The sequence below is a fragment of the Micromonospora sp. SD12 genome, assembly GCF_052068495.1.
Classification (GTDB): domain Bacteria; phylum Actinomycetota; class Actinomycetes; order Mycobacteriales; family Micromonosporaceae; genus Micromonospora; species Micromonospora echinofusca.
Window position 1 is genome coordinate 568,974 of the sequence record NZ_JBQHDF010000002.1, and the last position, 17,777, is coordinate 586,750.

The window sequence follows — 17,777 nt, forward strand, 5'->3', positions numbered from 1 at the left end:
AGCGAAGCGAGGTGCAGGCGTGACCAAGCAGATCCGTCAACTGGACCGGGTGGTCATCCGCTTCGCCGGTGACTCCGGCGACGGCATGCAGCTCACCGGCGACCGGTTCACCTCGGAGACCGCGCAGCTGGGCAACGACATCTCCACGTTGCCGAACTTCCCGGCCGAGATCCGGGCCCCCGCCGGCACCCTGCCGGGCGTGTCGAGCTTCCAGGTGCACTTCGCCGACTACGACATCCTGACCCCCGGCGACTCGCCCAACGTGCTGGTGGCGATGAACCCGGCGGCGCTCAAGGCGAACCTGGCCGACCTGCCGCGGGGCGCGGACATCATCGTCAACACCGACGAGTTCACCAAGCGCAACCTGGCCAAGGTCGGCTACCAGTCGAGCCCGCTCGAGGACGACTCCCTCGCGGGTTACGTGGTGCACCCGGTGGCGCTGACCTCGATGACGGTCGGCGCGCTCGCCGACCAGGCGGTGTCGAAGAAGGACGCCGAGCGGGCCAAGAACATGTTCGCCCTCGGCCTGCTCTCCTGGATGTACAACCGGCCCTACGAGTCGACGCTGCGCTTCCTGGAGCGCAAGTTCGCCGCCCGCCCCGAACTGGTCGCGGCGAACGTCGCGGCGTTCCGGGCCGGCTGGAACTTCGGCGAGACCACCGAGGACTTCGCGGTCCGCTACGAGGTCAAGCCGGCGAAGATGCGGCCGGGCACCTACCGCAACATCACCGGCAACGCGGCCCTGTCGCTCGGCCTGGTGGCCGCCGGCGTCCGCTCGGGGCTGCCGGTCTTCCTGGGCGCCTACCCGATCACCCCGGCGTCGGACATCCTGCACGAGCTGAGCAAGCACAAGCGCTTCGGCGTGCTCACCATGCAGGCCGAGGACGAGATCGCCGCCGTCGGCGCGGCGCTGGGCGCGTCGTACGGCGGTTCCCTGGGCGTCACCACCACCAGCGGCCCGGGCGTGGCGCTCAAGAGCGAGACGATCTCCCTCGCGGTGGCGCTGGAACTGCCGCTGGTCATCGTCGACGTGCAGCGGGCCGGCCCCTCGACCGGCATGCCCACCAAGACCGAGCAGGCCGACCTCAACATGGCGCTCTACGGCCGCCACGGCGAGGCCCCGGTCGCGGTGATCGCGCCGAAGTCGCCGGCGGACTGCTTCCACGCGGCCCTCGAGGCGGCCCGGATCGCGCTGACCTACCGCACGCCGGTCATCCTGCTGTCCGACAACTACGTCGCCAACGGCTCCGAGCCGTGGCTGCTGCCCGACGTCGAGTCGCTGCCCGACCTGCGGGTCGAGTTCGCCACGAAGCCCAACGGCGACGACGGCACCACGTTCCTGCCCTACCTGCGCGATCCGCAGACCCTGGCCCGGCCGTGGGCCGTGCCGGGCACCGCCGGGCTCGAGCACCGCATCGGTGGGCTGGAGAAGGCCGACAAGACCGGCGACATCTCGTACGACCCGGCGAACCACGACTTCATGGTGCGTACCCGGGCGGCCCGGATCGAGACGATCCCGGTGCCGGACATCGAGGTCGAGGACCCGGACGGCGACGCCCGGGTGCTGGTGCTCGGCTGGGGCTCCACGTACGGGCCGATCGGCGCGGCGTGCCGGGGCCTGCGCCAGCGCGGCCACGCCATCGCGCAGGCGCACCTGCGGCACCTCGCCCCGATGCCGGCCAACCTCGGCGAGGTGCTGCGCTCCTACGACCGCGTGGTCATCCCCGAGATGAACCTCGGCCAGCTCGCCCACGTGATCCGGGCGAAGTACCTGGTCGACGCGATCGGCTACAACCAGGTCCGCGGCCTGCCGTTCACCGCCGCCGAGCTGGAGACGATGCTGGAAGAGGTCCTGAAGAATGTCTGAGCCCGTCGCCCTCAAGCTCACCGCCAAGGACTTCAAGTCCGACCAGGAGGTGCGCTGGTGCCCCGGCTGCGGCGACTACGCGATCCTCGCCGCGATCCAGCAGTTCATGCCGGAGCTGAACATCCCGCGCGAGCGGATCGTCTTCGTCTCCGGCATCGGCTGCTCGTCCCGCTTCCCGTACTACATGAACACCTACGGGATGCACTCGATCCACGGCCGCGCCCCGGCGATCGCCACCGGCCTGTCGGCCAGCCGGCCCGACCTGTCGGTCTGGGTGGTCACCGGTGACGGCGACGCGCTCTCCATCGGCGGCAACCACCTGATCCACGCGCTGCGCCGCAACGTCAACCTGAAGATCCTGCTGTTCAACAACCGGATCTACGGCCTGACCAAGGGGCAGTACTCGCCGACCTCCGAGGTCGGCAAGGTCACGAAGTCGACGCCGGCCGGCTCGGCCGACGCGCCGTTCAACCCGCTGTCGCTCGCCCTCGGGGCCGAGGCCACCTTCGTGGGGCGCACCATCGACTCCGACCGCAAGCACCTCCAGTCGGTGCTGCGGGCCGCCGCGGAGCACCAGGGCTCGGCGTTCGTGGAGATCTACCAGAACTGCAACATCTTCAACGACGGCGCGTTCGACCAGCTCAAGGAGCCGGCCACCCGCGACGACTTCCTGATCCGGCTGGAGCACGGGCAGCCCATCACGTTCGGCAAGGACGGGCAGTTCTGCGTCGTACACCCGCCCGGCGGGTTCGGCCTGGAGGTCCGGGAGACCGCGTCGGTCAGCCCGGGCGAGATCGTCGTGCACGACGCGACGGTCACCGACCCGGCGTACGCCTTCGCGCTGTCCCGACTGCCCGGCCTGGACCTGCGGAACACCCCGATCGGCGTGTTCCGCTCGGTGGACCGTCCGTCGTACGACAGCGTGGTGCAGGAGCAGCTCGCCGAGGCGAAGGCGAAGGTCACCGAGACGCCCGAGCAGCAGCTCGCCGGCCTCCTCGCCAGCGGGGACACCTGGACCATCCTCTGACCGACGCGGCCGACCGCCCCTGAGCGCGAGCCGGGCAGGCGCACCGCCGGTTTGCCGGAACGACAGGAGGGCCCGCAACCCGAACCCGGGTTGCGGGCCCTCCTCGCTCACGTGTGGGCCTCTTCCACCGGGGCCGGTCTCCTCGGGACGTGAGCCGGTCGATCTGCAAACCGCCGACGACCCCCGGCGCGCTCCTCCGACGCCCCGGCCTGGTCACGGTAAGCAACGGGACCCACCTTTCCGCCACTTGCTACGGTGAGTGACGATTCCCCTCGGCGCGGCGAGGGCGGGCACCCGTCATCTTCGAGGTAGAAAGCCCGTGACCAGCACCTTCAGCGAAGGTCGCTCTCAGGCACGACCAAACCCCGCGCGCCCTTTGCTCTGCATCCTCATACGCAACAGGCACTCAGGGTTACTGGTGCGCATGAGGATGCAGAGCAAAGCGTCCGGAGGGCGATGGGCGTCGACCACAGACCGAACACTGAGCGTAACGGCGCGCCAGCCCGACGAGCATGCTGCGCATGTTGCTCCGCGCCCCGTTGTGCCGCACCGGGCGGGCGCCGGGCCCGACGCGCGAGGTACCCGCAGCCGACACCTGCGCCGGGGAGGCATCGCAACGACACCAACCCGGTCGGGCGGCAGCCAGGACGGCCCCGCCCGGACCGTCCGGGTCAGGGCGGGCCGCCGGTCAGGGGGCTGCCGCCGCCTGGGGGCGGTCGTCGCGTACGTGCACCAGCATGTCGCCGGTCTCGATGACCGCGCCGGCCTTGTCCGCCAGGGTGACCACCTTGCCCCGCCGGACCAGCGCGATGACCAGCGAGTCCAGCTCGCGGGGGGAGCGGCCGACCTCGGAGCGCTCGGCGGAGCGCATCGCCAGCGCCATGCCCTGGCCGGGGGTGAGCAGGTCCTCCACCACGTCGATCAGCGGCGGCGCCGAGGTGGACAGGCCCAGCAGCCGGCCGGCGGTGGCCGAGGAGACGATCACGTGGTGGGCGCCGCTCTGCTTGAGCAGCGGGGCGTTCTCCGCCTCGCGGGCGGCGGCGATGATCCGTACCTGCCCGGCGGTGAGCTGCCGTACGGTCAGGGCCACCAGGACCGAGGCGTCGTCGCTGTCCGTCGCGATGATCACCGCCTTGGCGTTGCGTACGTGCGCCTCGTTGAGCACCGACGAGCGGGTCGCCGAGCCCTCGATCGCCACCAGGCCGGCCGAGGTGGCCTGCCGCAGCGCGGGACCGCTGCGCTCCACCACGACGATCCGGGACTTGTCGAGCCCGTTCTCCAGCAGGGCGGAGACCGCGCTGCGGCCCTTCGTGCCGTAGCCGCAGATGATGACGTGGTCCTTCACGGCTCTCCTCCACCGCGACAGGCGACGCCCGGTGCGGTACTGCTCGGTCAGCACTTCGAGGGTGGTGCCGACCAGGATGATCAGGAAGATCACCCGGGCCGGCGTGATGTAGACGACGTTGATCAGCCGGGCGCTCTGGCTGACCGGGGCGATGTCCCCGTAGCCCGTGGTCGAGAGGGTGACCACCGTGTAGTAGAAGCAGTCGAGGAGGGTCATCCCGTCCTCGTTGACGTCGCGGTAGCCGTCGCGGTCGAGGTAGACCACGGCGACGGTGGCGAAGACCAGACCGATGGCGGCGGCAAGCCGGAGACTCAGCGCGCTCAGGGGGCCACGTCGCTGCGCGGGAAAGTGGATCACGTGGGGGCCCGCCCCGGCCCTGTCATCGCCTGCACGACCACAACATAGCCGCCCGCGCGGATCTCGCACGGCGAGGTCGCCCACCGGGGGGTGACGCCCCTCGGGTCGACCCGACGAAGGGCAGGTCCGGGCCCGCGACACCCGGCTGCGGGCACGACGCGCGGCAGGACGGGACGACCCGCGCACCCGACAGGGGGCATGATGAAATCGTCCCTGGACGACGAGCCCGAGAGCGAGGCCCGCATGTCGTTGCTGCGACGAGTGATCGGCGGGGTGCTGCGTCGGCTGCGGCTGAGGCAGGGCCGCACGCTGCGCGAGGTGGCCGAGGCGGCCGGGGTCTCCGTGCCCTACCTGTCGGAGGTCGAACGCGGCCGCAAGGAGGCCTCCTCGGAGGTGCTGGCGGCGATCTGCCGGGCGCTCGGCATCCACCTGTCCGACCTGCTGGAGGAGGCGCGCGACGACCTGCGCCGCGTCGAGCCGCGCATTCCGGCCGCGCCCCGGGCGGGCCTGTCCCGGCTGGAGCGGGCGGAGGGCGGCCGGCCCGACGCCGCCACCCCCGTCGCGTGGGTCGGCCCCCGTACCGGCGGCCCGCTGCTGCACCTGGCCCCACGCACGGGCGGTCCGACCCTCCGGGTCGGGCGGCCCGCCTCCACCGTCGGCGGTCGCCGTGGTCCGCGTACCCGTGTCGCGCTCGGCTGCGCGCGGACGCGGGCGGGCGCGTGGGCATCGACCCTCGCCTAGGCCGGCCGGTTCTGCCGCAGGCTGATCTGCCGCCGGCAGAATCGTTGGCTCCGCGCGGGCGGCTCCGCGCAGGCTGGAGGGGCCGGTCCCCCGGGCGTCCTCCGGTCGCCCGCCGGCGCTGTCGGAAGGACGGACGCGATGATCGGTCTCGACGTGCGGATGCTGGACGGTGGACAGCCGTCCTTCGGTGACCAGGTGTTCGATCGGCTGCTGAAGGAGCGGATCATCTTCCTCGGCACCGAGGTGACCGACGCCTCGGCGAACCAGATCTGCGCGCAGATGCTGCTGCTCGCCGCCGAGGACCCGGAGCGGGACATCGTGCTCTACGTCAACTCGCCGGGCGGCTCGGTGAGCGCGGGGATGGCCGTCTACGACACGATGCGGTTCGTCCGCAACGACGTGGCCACGGTCGCGCTGGGCTTCGCCGGCTCGATGGGGCAGTTCCTGCTCTGCGCGGGCACGGCCGGCAAGCGTTACGCACTGCCCCACTCGCGGATCATGATGCACCAGCCCTCCGGCGGGATGGGCGGCACCGCCGCCGACATCACCATCCAGGCGGAGAACATGCTGCACGTGAAGCGCACCATGCAGGAGCTGATCGCCCGGCACAGCGGGCGCAGCCTGGAGGAGATCCAGCGGGACTGGGACCGCGACCGGTGGTTCACCGCCGAGGAGGCCCGCGAGTACGGCCTGATCGACCGGGTGGTCACGAAGGCCGAGCAGCTCCCGGCGAACTGACGGGCCCGGGCCGCGACGGGAGAGGCCCCGGCAGCGTCAGGTCACACCGGCGCCGGACGCGCCCCCTCGATCCGCGTCCGACCCCCCGGTACGCGAGGGCCGCCGCTGTGCCGGCCGTCGATACGGGAAGCCTATTGCGGCCGCTGGGATTCCGCGCGGATCGCGGGGCACAGCGTCTTGCCGACGAATCTCGTTACATCAGGCGACGGCCCGCAACCGCCCCCACCCGGTGGCGTCGGCCGGTCACGTCGTCACCGGCTCACCCCGATGCCGTACGCGCGCATCCAGGTGTCGATCTCCAGCAGCGGCAGCACCAGGTGGGCCGCGTTGACGTGCGTCATCGTCCGGTTCCCCGACTCGATCAGCGCGCGGACGCGGTCGGGGTCGAACAGGCCGTGCAGCGGCGAGGTCTCGTCGACGACGAGCTTGTTGACCGCGCCCAGCACCGCGGCGTCGTACCCGGGGTCGTGCATCGCCGGGTAGGCGCTCTTCCGGCGCCGCAGCACCTCCTCCGGCACCAGGTCGGCGACGGCCATCCGCAACAGGCTCTTCTCCCTGCCGTCGGCCTTCTTCATCGACCAGGGCGTGTTCCACACGTACTGCAACAGCCGGTGGTCGCAGAACGGGACCCGGACCTCCAGGCCCGAGGCCATGCTCAGCCGGTCCTTGCGCTCCAGCAGCACGGACAGCGGCCCCTGGAGGCTGAGGTAGAGCGCCTCCCGTACACGCGCCTCCGCCGGGTCCTCGCCCGGCAACCGCGGTACGGCGGCGCAGAGCCGCCTGTAGTGGTCGCGCTCCAGCTCGTCGGGCCGGATCCGCCTGAGCACGTCGGGTGCCAGGCACTCCCACAGCCGTGGTGCGTCGCCCAGCCACGGGAACGTGTCCGCGCTGAGGGTGGCGGGATCGTGGAACCACGGGTACCCGCCGAAGACCTCGTCGGCCGCCTCGCCGGAGAGCAGGACGCGGGCGTCGGTGCGCTCCCGCACCCCCGCGAAGAGCAGGTACATCGAGGCGTCGAACTGGCCGCTGATCGGCCGGTCCATGGCGCGCATGGCCAACGGGCGCGCGTCCGCGACCGCCGCGGACGACAGCGCGACCACCGTGTGGTCCGTACCGATCCGCTCGCTCGCGATGCCCACGTAGGGCGCGTCGCGTTCGGGCCGCAGGACGGTCGGGCGGAACGACGCCTCGTCCTCGGGGAAGTCCACCGAGAAGGTGGCCAGCCTGCCCTCACCGCGCGCAGCGAAGGCGCGCGCGGCGATCGCGGTGGTGGCCGTGGAGTCCAGCCCGCCGGAGAGCAGCGTGGCGATCGGCACGTCGGCGACCAACTGCTGGTGCACCACCTCGTGGAGCAGGTCCCGCACGTTCCCCACCGTCGTGGGCAGGTCGTCGGTGTGCGGATCGGTGGTGAGCCGCCAGTAGCACTCCTGCCGTACGCCCGCGCGGTCCACCGTCACCACGTGTCCCGGCTCGACCTCATGCAGTCCCCGCAACGGGGTCTGGCCCGGCAGCGCGAGCCGCCGGTTCAACAGGACCGGCAGCATCGCCTCGTCCACCGACGGGCGGAACACCGGGTTGGCGAAGATGGCCTTCGGCTCGGACGCGAAGAGCACGCCGTGCGGCAGCGGCGCGTAGAAGAGGGGCTTGATGCCGAGCCGGTCGCGGATCAGCACGAGTTGCTGCCTCGGTGCGTCCCACACCGCGAAGGCGAACATGCCGACGAGGCGTTCGGCGCAGGCCGGCCCCCACTCCCGGTATGCGTGCAGCACGACCTCGGTGTCGGAGCGCTCGACGAAGACGTGCCCGCGTCGTTGCAGTTCGGCGCGTAGCTCCCTGAAGTTGTAGACCTCACCGCTGTAGGTGAGGACGGTCGCGGCGTCGGGCGCGACCATCGGCTGGCGGCCACCGACGAGGTCGATGATGGCCAACCGGCGGTGCCCCAGCGCGACGTGCCGGTCGACCCACACGCCGTGGTCGTCGGGGCCGCGCTGCCGCATCGTCCCGGTCATCTCCCGGATCAGCTCGACGTCCTCCCCGAGGTCACGGGTGAAGTCGAGCCAGCCGACGATTCCGCACATTTTCCCTCTCCCCAGAAGTCACGCGGCCGCGGTCCGAGTCAGACTCTTCGCTCGGCGCATCGGTTTGCTCAGCGATGGAACGAGACACGTCGCGACGACGGCCACCGACGTCACCATCGCGACCCGCAGCCCGAACCGGTCGCCGACGATGCCGGCGACGACCGCCCCCACCGGCATGACGCCCCAGGTGACGAACCGGTGCACCGCGGTGGCGCGGGTCGACATGTGGTCGGGGGTCACGAGGTGGCGGATGGTCAACGCGTTGGTCTTGAAGGCCCCCGAGCCCGCCCCGTAGACGAACGTGCCGACGCTGATCATCACGGCGGCGTACTCGCCGAACGCGCAGACCGTGGTGACCAGTCCCGCCACGATCGGCACGCTCACGATCCCGAGGGTCGGCCCGATGCCGAAGCGCCGGGTCAGCCACCGGGCCAGCAGCGTGCCCACCGGGAAGCCGGCTCCGCCGAGGCCGACCGCGAGGCCGAAGACGGCCGGGGACAGGTGCAGGTGGTTGACCGCGAAGATCGCCACCATGGCCATGTACATCGCGATGCCGAGGTTGTAGACCAGGCCGGACGCCATGATCAGGCGCAGCAGCGGCTGCTGGAGCACGAACCGGATCCCGGCGCCGACCTCCTGCCAGACCGGTTTGCGGTCCACGACGGGCACCGGCGCCGCACGGTGGCGGATCAGCAGCAACGTGACCATGCTGACGAGGAACGTCACGGAGTCGGCGAGCATCGCCCGCACCGCTCCGGTCAGGCCCACCACGAGGCCCGCCAGACCCGGCCCCAGCAGCAACGCCATCGACTCGGAGAGGGTCAGCCGCGTGTTGGCCGCGTGCAGCCGGTCGCTGTCGGCGATCAGCAACGGCGCGTACGACTGGTAGGCGATCTGGAAGAAGACGCTGCACACGCCGGTCACCAGCGCGGCCACCACCAGGTGCGCGAAGCTCAGCACCCCGGCGAAGCCGGCGAGCGGCACCGACAGCACGGCCAGCGCGCGGATCCCGTCCGCACCGATCATCGACCGGCGCAGACCCACCCGCGCCACCCAGACGCCGGCGGGCAGCCCGATCAACAGGTACGGCAGCTTCACCGCCGCCGCCAGCAGGCCGACGTCGAACGCGCTGGCACCCAGCGCCTGCGTCGCCGCCAACGGCAGCGCGAGCATCAGGATCTGGTCGCCGACCAGGCTGACGCTCTGGCCGCCCCACAGCCACCGGAAGTCGCGCCAGCCCTGCTTCGCGTCCTCGCGTCCCCGTACGCCGACACTCATGACCGGGCACCTCCCGGTCGACACCGCGCCACGGTCATCGGTCGGCCGCTCCCAGCAGACAGCCGAGCATCGCGCCGCTCTTCACGGTGACCGCGCCCGGCCCGGTGGCCGTGTCGAACCGCATGAGACAGCCGGTGGGCACGCCCCCGACGCAGAACGGGCTGATCACCGGGTTGGCGAGCACCTCGTCGGTGCGACCGGACTCGTCCAGCATCACCCGCACCGGACGCCGGACCGGCGTGACGAGCTCCTGCGCCACGTAGTACTCGGATTCCGTGCCGGTACGCACCAGCTCGGCCCAACGCTCCGGCCCGGTGTTCGCGCCGAAGAACACCTCCAGCGACGACAGTCCGGCCGCACCCTTGAGCACGAAGTGCTCCTGCCGCTCGACGAGCAGCCGGGGCAGCTCGTACGCGCGCCCCCGCCAGTGCACCCGGCGCTCCCCCAGCACCCTGCTCCACGGCACGAAGCGCCGTACCAGCTCCCGGTCCTGCTCGGACATCCACGGCAGGCCCTCGGACAGCCAGGCCAGGACCTTCTTCGAGTCGACGAGCCGGGAGGTCTGCGACGGCACCGCGTGCATCCCGCCCTTGATGGCGGTCAGCAGCGGCGTCATGTCCCAGCCGAGCTGCCCCGCCTCGTCCTCGCAGAACTGGACGACGCCGAGCAGGTCGGTCGGCCGGATCTCGTCGAGCAGGTGCGGCAGCCGCGCGAAGCGGGCGGGCAGGCCGTGTTCGCCCAGCAGCTGGACCTGCATGTCGTTGACCCGGCCACGTTTGCCGGGGTCCTCCAGCGTCCCGATCAACAGGGCGCCGGCCGGGAGGCTCAGCTCGGCGCAGGTTCTCCTGAGCAGCTCGGCGAAGAGCGCGAAGATGTCCTCGCCCGCGAGCGGCGGCAGCCCCGCCGCCGAGCGGACGCGGTGCCAGGCGCGACGCTGCTGCTCGAACTGCACCATGCCGCCGATGCCGGCGCCCACGTTGATCTCGACGAACCGGGGGCCGTCCTCGCCGATGACGACGTCGGCGCGGACCACGTCACCGGTGTGCCGCAGCTCGAACGCCTCGTCCGGGTTCGCCCGCTGGTATTCGGCCGGGTCGACCCGCAGCGCGGCCATCCGGCCCGCCAGGTCCGGCGCCAGGCGCAGCACCGTCTGGTGCGACAGCTCGACCAGGCGCCGGGTGGCCGCCAGCAGCTCCCGGTACGCGTCGAGCGGCATGACGACGGGCTCGGCCGCGATCGGAAAGCCACCCATGGGAATGTCCCGCATGTGGTCGGCGAGGATCTCGGCCACCCGCGCCGACGGCAGTCCGCTGAATGTCATGCGATGAGGCTCCTCGTCGACGATCCTTCGGGTACGGGTGCGAGAAACTCGTCGAGGTCGACGTGGCGGGCGCGCCGTACGCCGGGAGAGTTCGCGGGGTAGTCGAGCCGTGGGGGCCGTTGGGCGTCGTGGAAGTAGACGGCCTCGAGGAAGCCCTGCGCCGTCTCCGCCACGAACGGGTTCGCCACCAGGAAGTCGCGCACCGCCGGGGTGTCCCGGCGGACCCGCAGCCACAACCGCTTGCCGCCGAAGTGGTTGGGCGGCAGGATCACGCGCGTACCGATGAGGCGCTTCGACTGGTACGTGCCCTTGCTGAGGAAGGGCTCCGTCCCCTGGAAGTCGAGCTGACGCACCCCGTTGGCCGCCGCCCACTCGATGAGCAGGACGTTCATCGCCTTGATCGCGCCGTTCGAGTAGTGCACGTCGGCGCCGTCGCGCACTCCCACCAGCCGCGACGTCAGCACGCCGGTGGCCGGGTTCCAGTGGCACATCCGCCCGGCGATGCGCTCGCCGTCCTCGGTCAGCACAAACAGCCGGCCGGTGCGGAACAGGCATTCGTACGCCGACTCCCTGGATTCCGTGCGCTGCCGGGCGCCGTGCCGGTTGCGCATGGTGGCGCTGTAGTAGTGGTCGTAGAAGTGGTCGAACCACTCGGCATCCCGCACGATCTCGCCACTCCACCGGTGCCTACGCGAGTTCTTGCGGAAGTTGCGTCGCTGGTTCTTCGAGATCCGGCCGAGCACCGCCTCCGCGTCGTCGTCGAAGTCCACCACGAAGTGCACGCGCATCGGCAGGACCAGCGACGCGTCGGCGGGCATGCGCCGGGCCTGCGCCGCACTCGTGCCGAGGATCGTGATGTCGGCGTCCGGCAGCCGGTCGGCCGACCTGAGGTCGCGACCCCGCAGGGCGGTGGTCCGGCGCACCGCCGTCCGCTCCCCGTCCGCGCCGCGGCGCTGTTCGGTGAAGTCGAGCGTGTAGGCCAGGCCCTCCGGCAGCCCGGAGTACGAGATCGACAGGCCGCCGAGATCCGAGCGCACGGCGGGGAACCGGGCCCAGTCCCTGGTGTCCCAGGCGACCCGGGCCCTGGTCAGCAGCGGATGCCCGCTGTTGCGCCAGTGGTAGCCGGCGTGCAGGCGCAGCCGTCGAAGAAGGGGGACGCGGGCCGGCGCGATCGTTTCAGACACTGGATCGGTTCCTCGTCACTGCGCCGTGATCGCCTGGACAGGGCAACGGCTCGCCGCCTCGCGCACCGCGTCGTGCAACTCGGCGGGCGGCCGGTCGTTCAGCAGCACGACCGTGCCGTCGGCGTCGTCCTGGTCGAAGAGTTCCGGCAGCGCGAGCGCGCACTGCCCGGAGCCGACGCAGAAGTCGCTGTCGACCTGGATTCGCACGTGTTCTCTCCTTCGTTCACCAGGTGACCGGCAGCTCGTGCACGCCGTAGACGCTGACGTTCGTCTTCAGCGGCACCTCGTGCGGTGCGACGGCCAGCGCCAGCCGGGGGAAGCGCCGGAAGATCGCCGGCAGCGCGACGCGCATCTCCATGCGCACCAGGTTCTGGCCGAGGCACTGGTGGATGCCGTAGCCGAACGCCATGTGCCCGGCCGTCCGGCGGCCGAACTCCAGCCGGTCCGGCTCGGGGAACCAGCTCGGGTCCCGGTTCACGGCGGGCAGCGAGATCGTGATCGACTCGCCGGCGCGCAGCAGGTGCCCCTCGAACTCCACGTCCTCCAGCGGCGTGCGGGGCACCCCGAAGTGGAAGATCGTCAGGTATCTGAGCAGCTCCTCCACCGCGTTGTCGATCAGCGCGGGCTCCGCCTGAAGCCGGGCCAGGTGCTCCGGGTGCGACAGCAGGGTGAAGGTGCTCAGGCCCAGCGAGCCCGCCGTGGACTCGTGCCCCGCGGTCAGCAGCAGCACCCCGATCCCGACGATCTCCTCGGTGGCGAGCGTGCCCTCCGCCGCCAGCATGCTCAGCAGCCCGCCGGTGTCGGTGTAGCGGTCCACGACCAGTTGCCGCAGCAACCCGTACAGCTCGTCCATCGCCCGCGAGGCGTCCTCCGCGCTGGCCTCCAGGCTGAACAGCGTCGCGCTGTTGCGCTGGAACTCCGCCCGGTCGCGGTACGGCACCCCCAGCAGCTCGCAGATCGCCAGCGACGGCACCGGCAGCGCGAACAGCGACACCAGGTCGGCCGGCGGCCCGTGCTTCTCCATGGCGGTGAGCTGGTCGTCGACGATCCGCTCCAGCAGCGGCCGCATGTCCTTCATCCGCCTGGCGGTGAACTTCCCGGCCAGTTGCAGCCGCAGCCGGGTGTGCTCCGGCGCGTCCATGTCCACCAGCCAGCCGGGCAACGCGGGCGCGCCGAAGAACGGGTCCGCGCTCGGCCGCGCCACCGGCGCCCGCTTGAACTCCGACCGCGCGCTGAACCGCTGATCGGACAGCAGCCTCCTGGCCAGGCCGTGGCTGGTCACCAACCAGCCGACGTGCCCGTCCGGGTAGACCATCCGCCGGATGGGCGCCTCCTCCCGGTACTCCGCCAGCTCGGCTGGCGGGTCGAACGGGGCGACCCGCGCTGTCGGCAACGGAACCGGCTTCATATCCTCACCTCTTCCTTCAGGAACTCGGCCAGCCGCCGCACCCCGGTGTCGATCTGGTCGACGTCGAGGTAGCTGCACGACAGCCGCAGCTGCCGCTCGCCGCCACCGCCGAGATAGAACTGGGCCATCGGGGTCCAGAGCACGCCGTACTTGCCCGCCGACCGCTCCAGCAGGTCGACGTCCGCCTCGACCGGCAGGCGCATGCGCACGAAGAACCCCCCGTCGGGCCGGTTCCACTCCAGCCGGCCGGAGCGCGCGTCGCCGAGGTGCGCGTCGAGGGCCCCGATCAGGTGCTGGAGGTTGCGCCGGTAGAGCTCGGACTTGCGCCTGGACAGCTCCATCAGGGAACGGCCGTGCTCCAGCAACATGCCCGCGATCACCGCCTGGCACAGCGGCGACGTGTTCACCGTGACCATGGTCTTGAGCGTGGCGAGTTCGTCGGCGAGCAGCCTCCCGCCGTGACCCACGCGCTGGTCGGCGACCACGTAGCCGACCCTGGCGCCGGGGAAGCACACCTTGGCGAACGTGCCGATGTGGATGACGCGTCCGGCCTCGTCGAGCGCCTTGAGCGGTGGCAGTTGCTCGCCGGGCGGCGCGGTGAAGGCGTACGCGTCGTCCTCCAGCACGAAGAAGTCCTCGCGCTCGGCGAGCGCCAGCAGTTCCCGCCGCGCGGCCAGGGTCATCCGGCTGCCGCCGGGGTTGGAGAAGTCCGGCGCGACGTAGCACGCGCGGACCCGCCCGCCCGCCTGCCGGGCCTGCCGGCAGGCGGTCGCGAGTGCGTCAAGGTCGATTCCCGCCGGGGTCTCGCCGATCGCGCGGCGCTCGACGTCCAGCAGCCGGGCCGCCCCGGTCATCCCGACGAAGCAGGGATCGGCCACGGCGAGCACGTCGCTGCCGGAGCGGAACAGCGCGCGCAGCACCAGCAGCATCGCCTCCTGCGCGCCCACGGTGATCACGATGGCGTCCGGGTCGACGTCGATGCCGTGGTCGCGGGCCAGGGCGTCGCGGACGATGCCGTTGATCAGCCCCCGGCCGGGCCCGTACTCGTAGAGCAGCCGTTGCGCCTGGCCGGGCGTGCGGCCCTCGTCGCGCAGGTGTGCCAGGAAGCGGCCGGTGTACCGCTGGACGTCGATCTCGGTGAGGAAGTCCGGGTGCGGCGCGCCGGGCGCGAAGGAGATCGCGTCCGGGTACCTGCCCATCACCTCGTTGAGGAAGCCGATCGACCCGAGCAGCGGGTCCCGCAGCGACGGGTGCAGGGACTCCTGGTCGAGCCAGTCGCCGCTCACCGGCGCGCTCCCGAGCGCTGCCAACGCCGTTCGACCTTGGCCAGGACGTCGTCGCTGTAGGCCCGGAGCGCCTGGGCGTACGCGAACTCGGCCAGGTACTCCCGGAACACGTCCAGCGGCTCCTCCGCGATCGTCAGCATCCGCCGGTTGGCGGCCACGGCCGGTGCGCCGAGTTCCCGTACGGCGCGCTCGATCGCGTCCGGCATGTCCTGCGGCGCGACGACCTCGTCGCAGATCAGCCGGCCCTCCGCGCTCGCCGCGGGGATGCTCCGCCCGCCCAGGATCACCTGGCGGGCGAGCCGCGCCCCGGCGAGCCTGGTGAGCCGGAGGTTGCCGAGCCCCGGCACGATGCCCTCCTCGGCCGCCGGCAGGCTGAAGTAGGCGTCGGGTTCGGCGATCACGCGATCGAGTACGAGCAGCAGCTGCATGCCACCACCGATGGCGAAGGAGTCGACGGCGCCGATCCACGGCTTCGCGACCGTACGCTCCGACCAGGGGCCGGCCGCCGCGTCGACGAGCAGGCCGCGGCACATCTTGTTGATGTAGCCGAGTTCCCGGCCCAGCAGGAACTCCAGCAACGGGATCGCGCCGTTGCGCAGGTCCTTGAGGTTGATGCCCGCGCTGAACACCCGCCGACCCTGGTAGCGGGGGTGGTGCACCTCCCCGCCGCGCAGCACACCGACGCGCACCTGCTCGTCCAGCAGCACCAGGTCGACGGCCGTCTCCAGGTCGGCGATCAGGCCGGCGTCCTCTGCGTTGAGGCAGTGGGCGTTGCGGAAGGTGACCTCCGCGGCGTGCCCCCGGCGTTCGACCAGCACGGCGTCCAGCTCCACCACGCCCGTACGCCGGAAGTCGGCGAGCAGCCCGAGGGCCCGCGGGGTGGGCATCAGCATCGCGTCGATCAGGTGCCGCCCGGCCGTGGCCGAACGCAGCACCGCCGCGCAGAAGATGCCCTGGTCGATCTCCCGGCCCTCCTTGTCCGCCTGCGTGTGCCGCAGTTCGGCGCCCATCTGGGCGGCCGACGGCACGAGCCCGGGAAACCGCTCGGCGGCGGCCGAGACGAGGGCGGGCAGTCGCGGATGGCTGGTGCGGCCGTCGGTGAGCAGGTCGTAGACGGCGTCCACGTGCCGGGCGAGGAACGCGCGGCGCGCCGCCCGGCAGGCGGCGTGGATCCGGTCGGCGGCCTGCCGCTGCGAGTCGTCGCGCGCGGCCTTCGTGGGCAGGGCGGCCAGCATCCCCTCGCCCACGGCGACGTACGCGGCCAGTTCCCGCGCGTCGTCGTCGAGCACGCCGACGAGGCTCGGGGCCGTCGCCTCCCACGCCGGCGCACCGGTGGCGATCACGTGGCGGCTCCCACGGCCAGCCGACGCAGTTCGCGGTCGCACGCGGCCAGGTGCACGCCGAGCGCGTCGTCGTACTCGGCGGCGGACGCTTCGAGCAGCAGTTGCCGGCGCACCGCGAGTTCCTGGTCGGACACGCGGCCCATCAGTACGGTCGCCGTGTGCACCGCGTCGTCGAGGTCCTCGCTGACCTGGTCGACCAGGCCGAGTTCGGAGGCCTTCGCCACGGAGATGTCCATCCCCCAGATCACGATCTGGCGGGCCCTGGCGACCCCGAGGTTCTGCACCAGCCGGTAGACCGACATGCCCGGCCAGAAGTGCCCGTCGTTGACCGGCAGCACGAGCACCAGGTCCGGCGCGCCGATGCGGAAGTCGACGGCCAGCAGCAGGTCGAGCGCGGGGCCGCCACAGGGGCCGCTGGCCACCGCGACGTTCGCGGCCGGCAGCCGCTCGAGCCTGCGGACCGCCCGTTCCCACCGGTTGACGTCGCGGATGCCGACCTCGCCCGGCCACACCCGGCTCTCCGCCGCCGTGCCGTCGAGCCGCAGCACGACCACCGTCCGCCCGGCGCGTCTCTCCACCTCGTCACACATCGCGTTCACGGAGGCGGTCAGCTCCGCGAGCGGTCGCGTGACGTCGACCGTCAGCGCGAGTCCGAGCCCGTCGGACACGCCTGTCAATTCGAGGTGCCTGCTCATCGTGGCGGCCTCCCCTTCCGTCACCAGGCCACCAGGGCCATTTCGATAGTTGATCCGGGTCCCATCGTCATGAGGACGCCGAATTCGCCGGGCGCCGCGTTCCGCTCGGCGAGCAAACGCTCGTAGGAGAAGAGAAAGGACCCGCTCGACAGATTTCCGTGCTCCCGGAGGACACCTGTCGTGTGTCGCACGTCGTGTCGGGACAGCCCGAGATTCGCGCGCACGGAGTCGATCACCTTCTTGCCACCGGAGTGGATGATCCAGTGCGAAATGTCGGAGCGGCGCAGATCCAGCCCGTCGAGCAGCTTTCCGAGCGCGAGCTCGGCGTGCGCGCCGACCACGTACGGCACGTCCTGGTCGAGATGGAAGCTGAACTTGCCGTGGTCGTCGTCCCAGTCGTAACGCATCGCGTCGACGGCGTCGGGAATGATGCAGCTGGAGAAGCGCAGGAGCGCCGGACCGGTGGGAGCGTCGCCGTCCGGCCTGCACACCGCCACCGCCGCGGCGCCGTCGCCGAACAGGCTGTTGACGACCGACGAGCGCATCGTGCCGTCGAAGACGTACGCCGCGGAGCACGCCTCGATGCAGACCATGAGCGCCAGTTCGCCGGGGCGTGCCCCGGCCCAGCCCGCGACCGCGGTCAGGCCGTTCAGCCCCGCGTTGCACCCCATGCCCACCACGTCGAGGCGCGAGCAGTGCACGCTGATGCCCAGTTCTTTGATCAACAGCGCGGAGAACCCGGGCGTGATGAACCCGGTCGACGAGACGCAGCACAGGTAACGCACGTCGGACAGCGTCGCGCCGGCGGCCTTGAGGCAGGCCTCGACGGCCTCCCTGCCCATGGCCAGACCGTTGGTGACGTGTTTGCGCAGCAGTTCGCCCTGGCTCTCCGTACACCTCGAACCGTCGGGCCCGAGTGGCGGCAGCGTGAGGCCCCGGCGATCGATCGCGCTGTTGAGGAAGACCGACCTGATCCGCGGGTCGGTGATATGGAATTCGTCGAGCAGTTCACGCTGGCTGTACGACGTCGTCGGCACCGCGGTGCCGACCCCCACAATGCGCGGGGAATCGACCCGCTCCTTCACCCCGAGCCTCATCGACCTATTCCT

Annotated in this window: 15 protein-coding genes; 4 read left to right on the forward strand and 11 right to left on the reverse strand. The window is 71.6% G+C overall.

Annotated elements, in window-relative coordinates:
- The first annotated feature begins 19 nt into the window (after positions 1 to 19).
- Both ACTMS2_RS06420 and ACTMS2_RS06425 read left to right on the forward strand, forming a co-directional pair.
- A complete protein-coding gene (locus ACTMS2_RS06420) occupies positions 20 to 1,867 on the forward strand; it encodes a 2-oxoacid:acceptor oxidoreductase subunit alpha (RefSeq protein WP_441174541.1) in 1,848 nt (615 codons plus the stop codon).
- Positions 1,860 to 2,894 carry a 2-oxoacid:ferredoxin oxidoreductase subunit beta gene (locus ACTMS2_RS06425; RefSeq protein ID WP_089002176.1) on the forward strand — a complete coding sequence of 345 codons (1,035 nt, stop codon included), beginning with the start codon at positions 1,860 to 1,862 and terminating at the stop codon, positions 2,892 to 2,894. Before ACTMS2_RS06420 ends, ACTMS2_RS06425 begins: the two co-directional genes overlap by 8 nt.
- A 688-nt stretch (positions 2,895 to 3,582) precedes the next feature.
- On the opposite strand, the gene ACTMS2_RS06430 is transcribed toward ACTMS2_RS06425, so the two are convergent.
- Positions 3,583 to 4,596, reverse strand: a complete 1,014-nt coding sequence (locus ACTMS2_RS06430; RefSeq protein ID WP_441174542.1) for a potassium channel family protein — start codon at positions 4,594 to 4,596, stop codon at positions 3,583 to 3,585.
- A gap of 243 nt (positions 4,597 to 4,839) precedes the next feature.
- On the opposite strand from ACTMS2_RS06430, the gene ACTMS2_RS06435 reads away from it, so the two are divergent.
- Entirely contained in the window at positions 4,840 to 5,337 is a 498-nt protein-coding gene (locus ACTMS2_RS06435; RefSeq protein ID WP_441174679.1) for a helix-turn-helix domain-containing protein, read from the forward strand.
- 138 nt (positions 5,338 to 5,475) lie between these two features.
- Positions 5,476 to 6,075 (forward strand): ClpP family protease, encoded by a 600-nt coding sequence (locus ACTMS2_RS06440; protein WP_441174543.1) that lies wholly within the window; start codon positions 5,476 to 5,478, stop codon positions 6,073 to 6,075.
- 251 nt (positions 6,076 to 6,326) lie between these two features.
- Here ACTMS2_RS06440 and asnB read toward each other — a convergent pair whose 3' ends face one another.
- From asnB to dpgA, 10 genes are read right to left on the reverse strand one after another with little or no spacing between them, the layout of a single operon-like run.
- Positions 6,327 to 8,153 carry an asparagine synthase (glutamine-hydrolyzing) gene (gene asnB, locus ACTMS2_RS06445; RefSeq protein WP_441174544.1) on the reverse strand — a complete coding sequence of 609 codons (1,827 nt, stop codon included), beginning with the start codon at positions 8,151 to 8,153 and terminating at the stop codon, positions 6,327 to 6,329.
- 18 nt (positions 8,154 to 8,171) lie between these two features.
- Positions 8,172 to 9,431 (reverse strand): MFS transporter, encoded by a 1,260-nt coding sequence (locus ACTMS2_RS06450; protein ID WP_441174545.1) that lies wholly within the window; start codon positions 9,429 to 9,431, stop codon positions 8,172 to 8,174.
- A 34-nt stretch (positions 9,432 to 9,465) separates the two neighbouring features.
- Complete coding sequence (locus ACTMS2_RS06455; protein ID WP_441174546.1) at positions 9,466 to 10,752, reverse strand: hypothetical protein; 1,287 nt, start codon at positions 10,750 to 10,752, stop codon at positions 9,466 to 9,468.
- Positions 10,749 to 11,936, reverse strand: coding sequence for a GNAT family N-acetyltransferase (locus ACTMS2_RS06460; protein WP_441174547.1), 1,188 nt, complete (start codon positions 11,934 to 11,936; stop codon positions 10,749 to 10,751). Before ACTMS2_RS06460 ends, ACTMS2_RS06455 begins: the two co-directional genes overlap by 4 nt.
- 15 nt (positions 11,937 to 11,951) lie before the next feature.
- Positions 11,952 to 12,143 carry a ferredoxin gene (locus tag ACTMS2_RS06465; RefSeq protein WP_363893119.1) on the reverse strand — a complete coding sequence of 64 codons (192 nt, stop codon included), beginning with the start codon at positions 12,141 to 12,143 and terminating at the stop codon, positions 11,952 to 11,954.
- Positions 12,144 to 12,159: 16 nt separating this feature from the next.
- The gene (locus ACTMS2_RS06470) at positions 12,160 to 13,344 is read right to left on the reverse strand and encodes a cytochrome P450 (RefSeq protein ID WP_441174548.1); all 1,185 of its coding nucleotides are present in this window, start codon (positions 13,342 to 13,344) and stop codon (positions 12,160 to 12,162) included.
- Positions 13,341 to 14,630: a PLP-dependent aminotransferase family protein gene (locus ACTMS2_RS06475; RefSeq protein WP_441174549.1), complete on the reverse strand. Its 1,290-nt coding sequence runs from the start codon at positions 14,628 to 14,630 to the stop codon at positions 13,341 to 13,343. Before ACTMS2_RS06475 ends, ACTMS2_RS06470 begins: the two co-directional genes overlap by 4 nt.
- Entirely contained in the window at positions 14,627 to 15,973 is a 1,347-nt protein-coding gene (gene dpgC, locus ACTMS2_RS06480; protein ID WP_441174550.1) for a (3,5-dihydroxyphenyl)acetyl-CoA 1,2-dioxygenase DpgC, read from the reverse strand. Before dpgC ends, ACTMS2_RS06475 begins: the two co-directional genes overlap by 4 nt.
- Positions 15,970 to 16,641, reverse strand: a complete 672-nt coding sequence (dpgB, locus tag ACTMS2_RS06485) for an enoyl-CoA-hydratase DpgB (RefSeq protein WP_357716113.1) — start codon at positions 16,639 to 16,641, stop codon at positions 15,970 to 15,972. Before dpgB ends, dpgC begins: the two co-directional genes overlap by 4 nt.
- Positions 16,642 to 16,688: 47 nt before the next feature.
- Entirely contained in the window at positions 16,689 to 17,753 is a 1,065-nt protein-coding gene (gene dpgA / locus ACTMS2_RS06490; protein ID WP_441174551.1) for a 3,5-dihydroxyphenylacetyl-CoA synthase DpgA, read from the reverse strand.
- Positions 17,754 to 17,777: the final 24 nt, after the last annotated feature.

Coding starts and splice junctions, on each gene's coding strand:
- ACTMS2_RS06450 (WP_441174545.1), bottom strand. CDS start 9,431: ATGAGTGTCGGCGTACGGGGACGCGAGGACGCGAAGCAGGGCTGGCGC.
- ACTMS2_RS06435 (WP_441174679.1), top strand. CDS start 4,840: ATGTCGTTGCTGCGACGAGTGATCGGCGGGGTGCTGCGTCGGCTGCGG.
- ACTMS2_RS06470 (WP_441174548.1), bottom strand. CDS start 13,344: ATGAAGCCGGTTCCGTTGCCGACAGCGCGGGTCGCCCCGTTCGACCCG.
- ACTMS2_RS06440 (WP_441174543.1), top strand. CDS start 5,476: ATGATCGGTCTCGACGTGCGGATGCTGGACGGTGGACAGCCGTCCTTC.
- asnB (WP_441174544.1), bottom strand. CDS start 8,153: ATGTGCGGAATCGTCGGCTGGCTCGACTTCACCCGTGACCTCGGGGAG.
- ACTMS2_RS06455 (WP_441174546.1), bottom strand. CDS start 10,752: ATGACATTCAGCGGACTGCCGTCGGCGCGGGTGGCCGAGATCCTCGCC.
- ACTMS2_RS06425 (WP_089002176.1), top strand. CDS start 1,860: ATGTCTGAGCCCGTCGCCCTCAAGCTCACCGCCAAGGACTTCAAGTCC.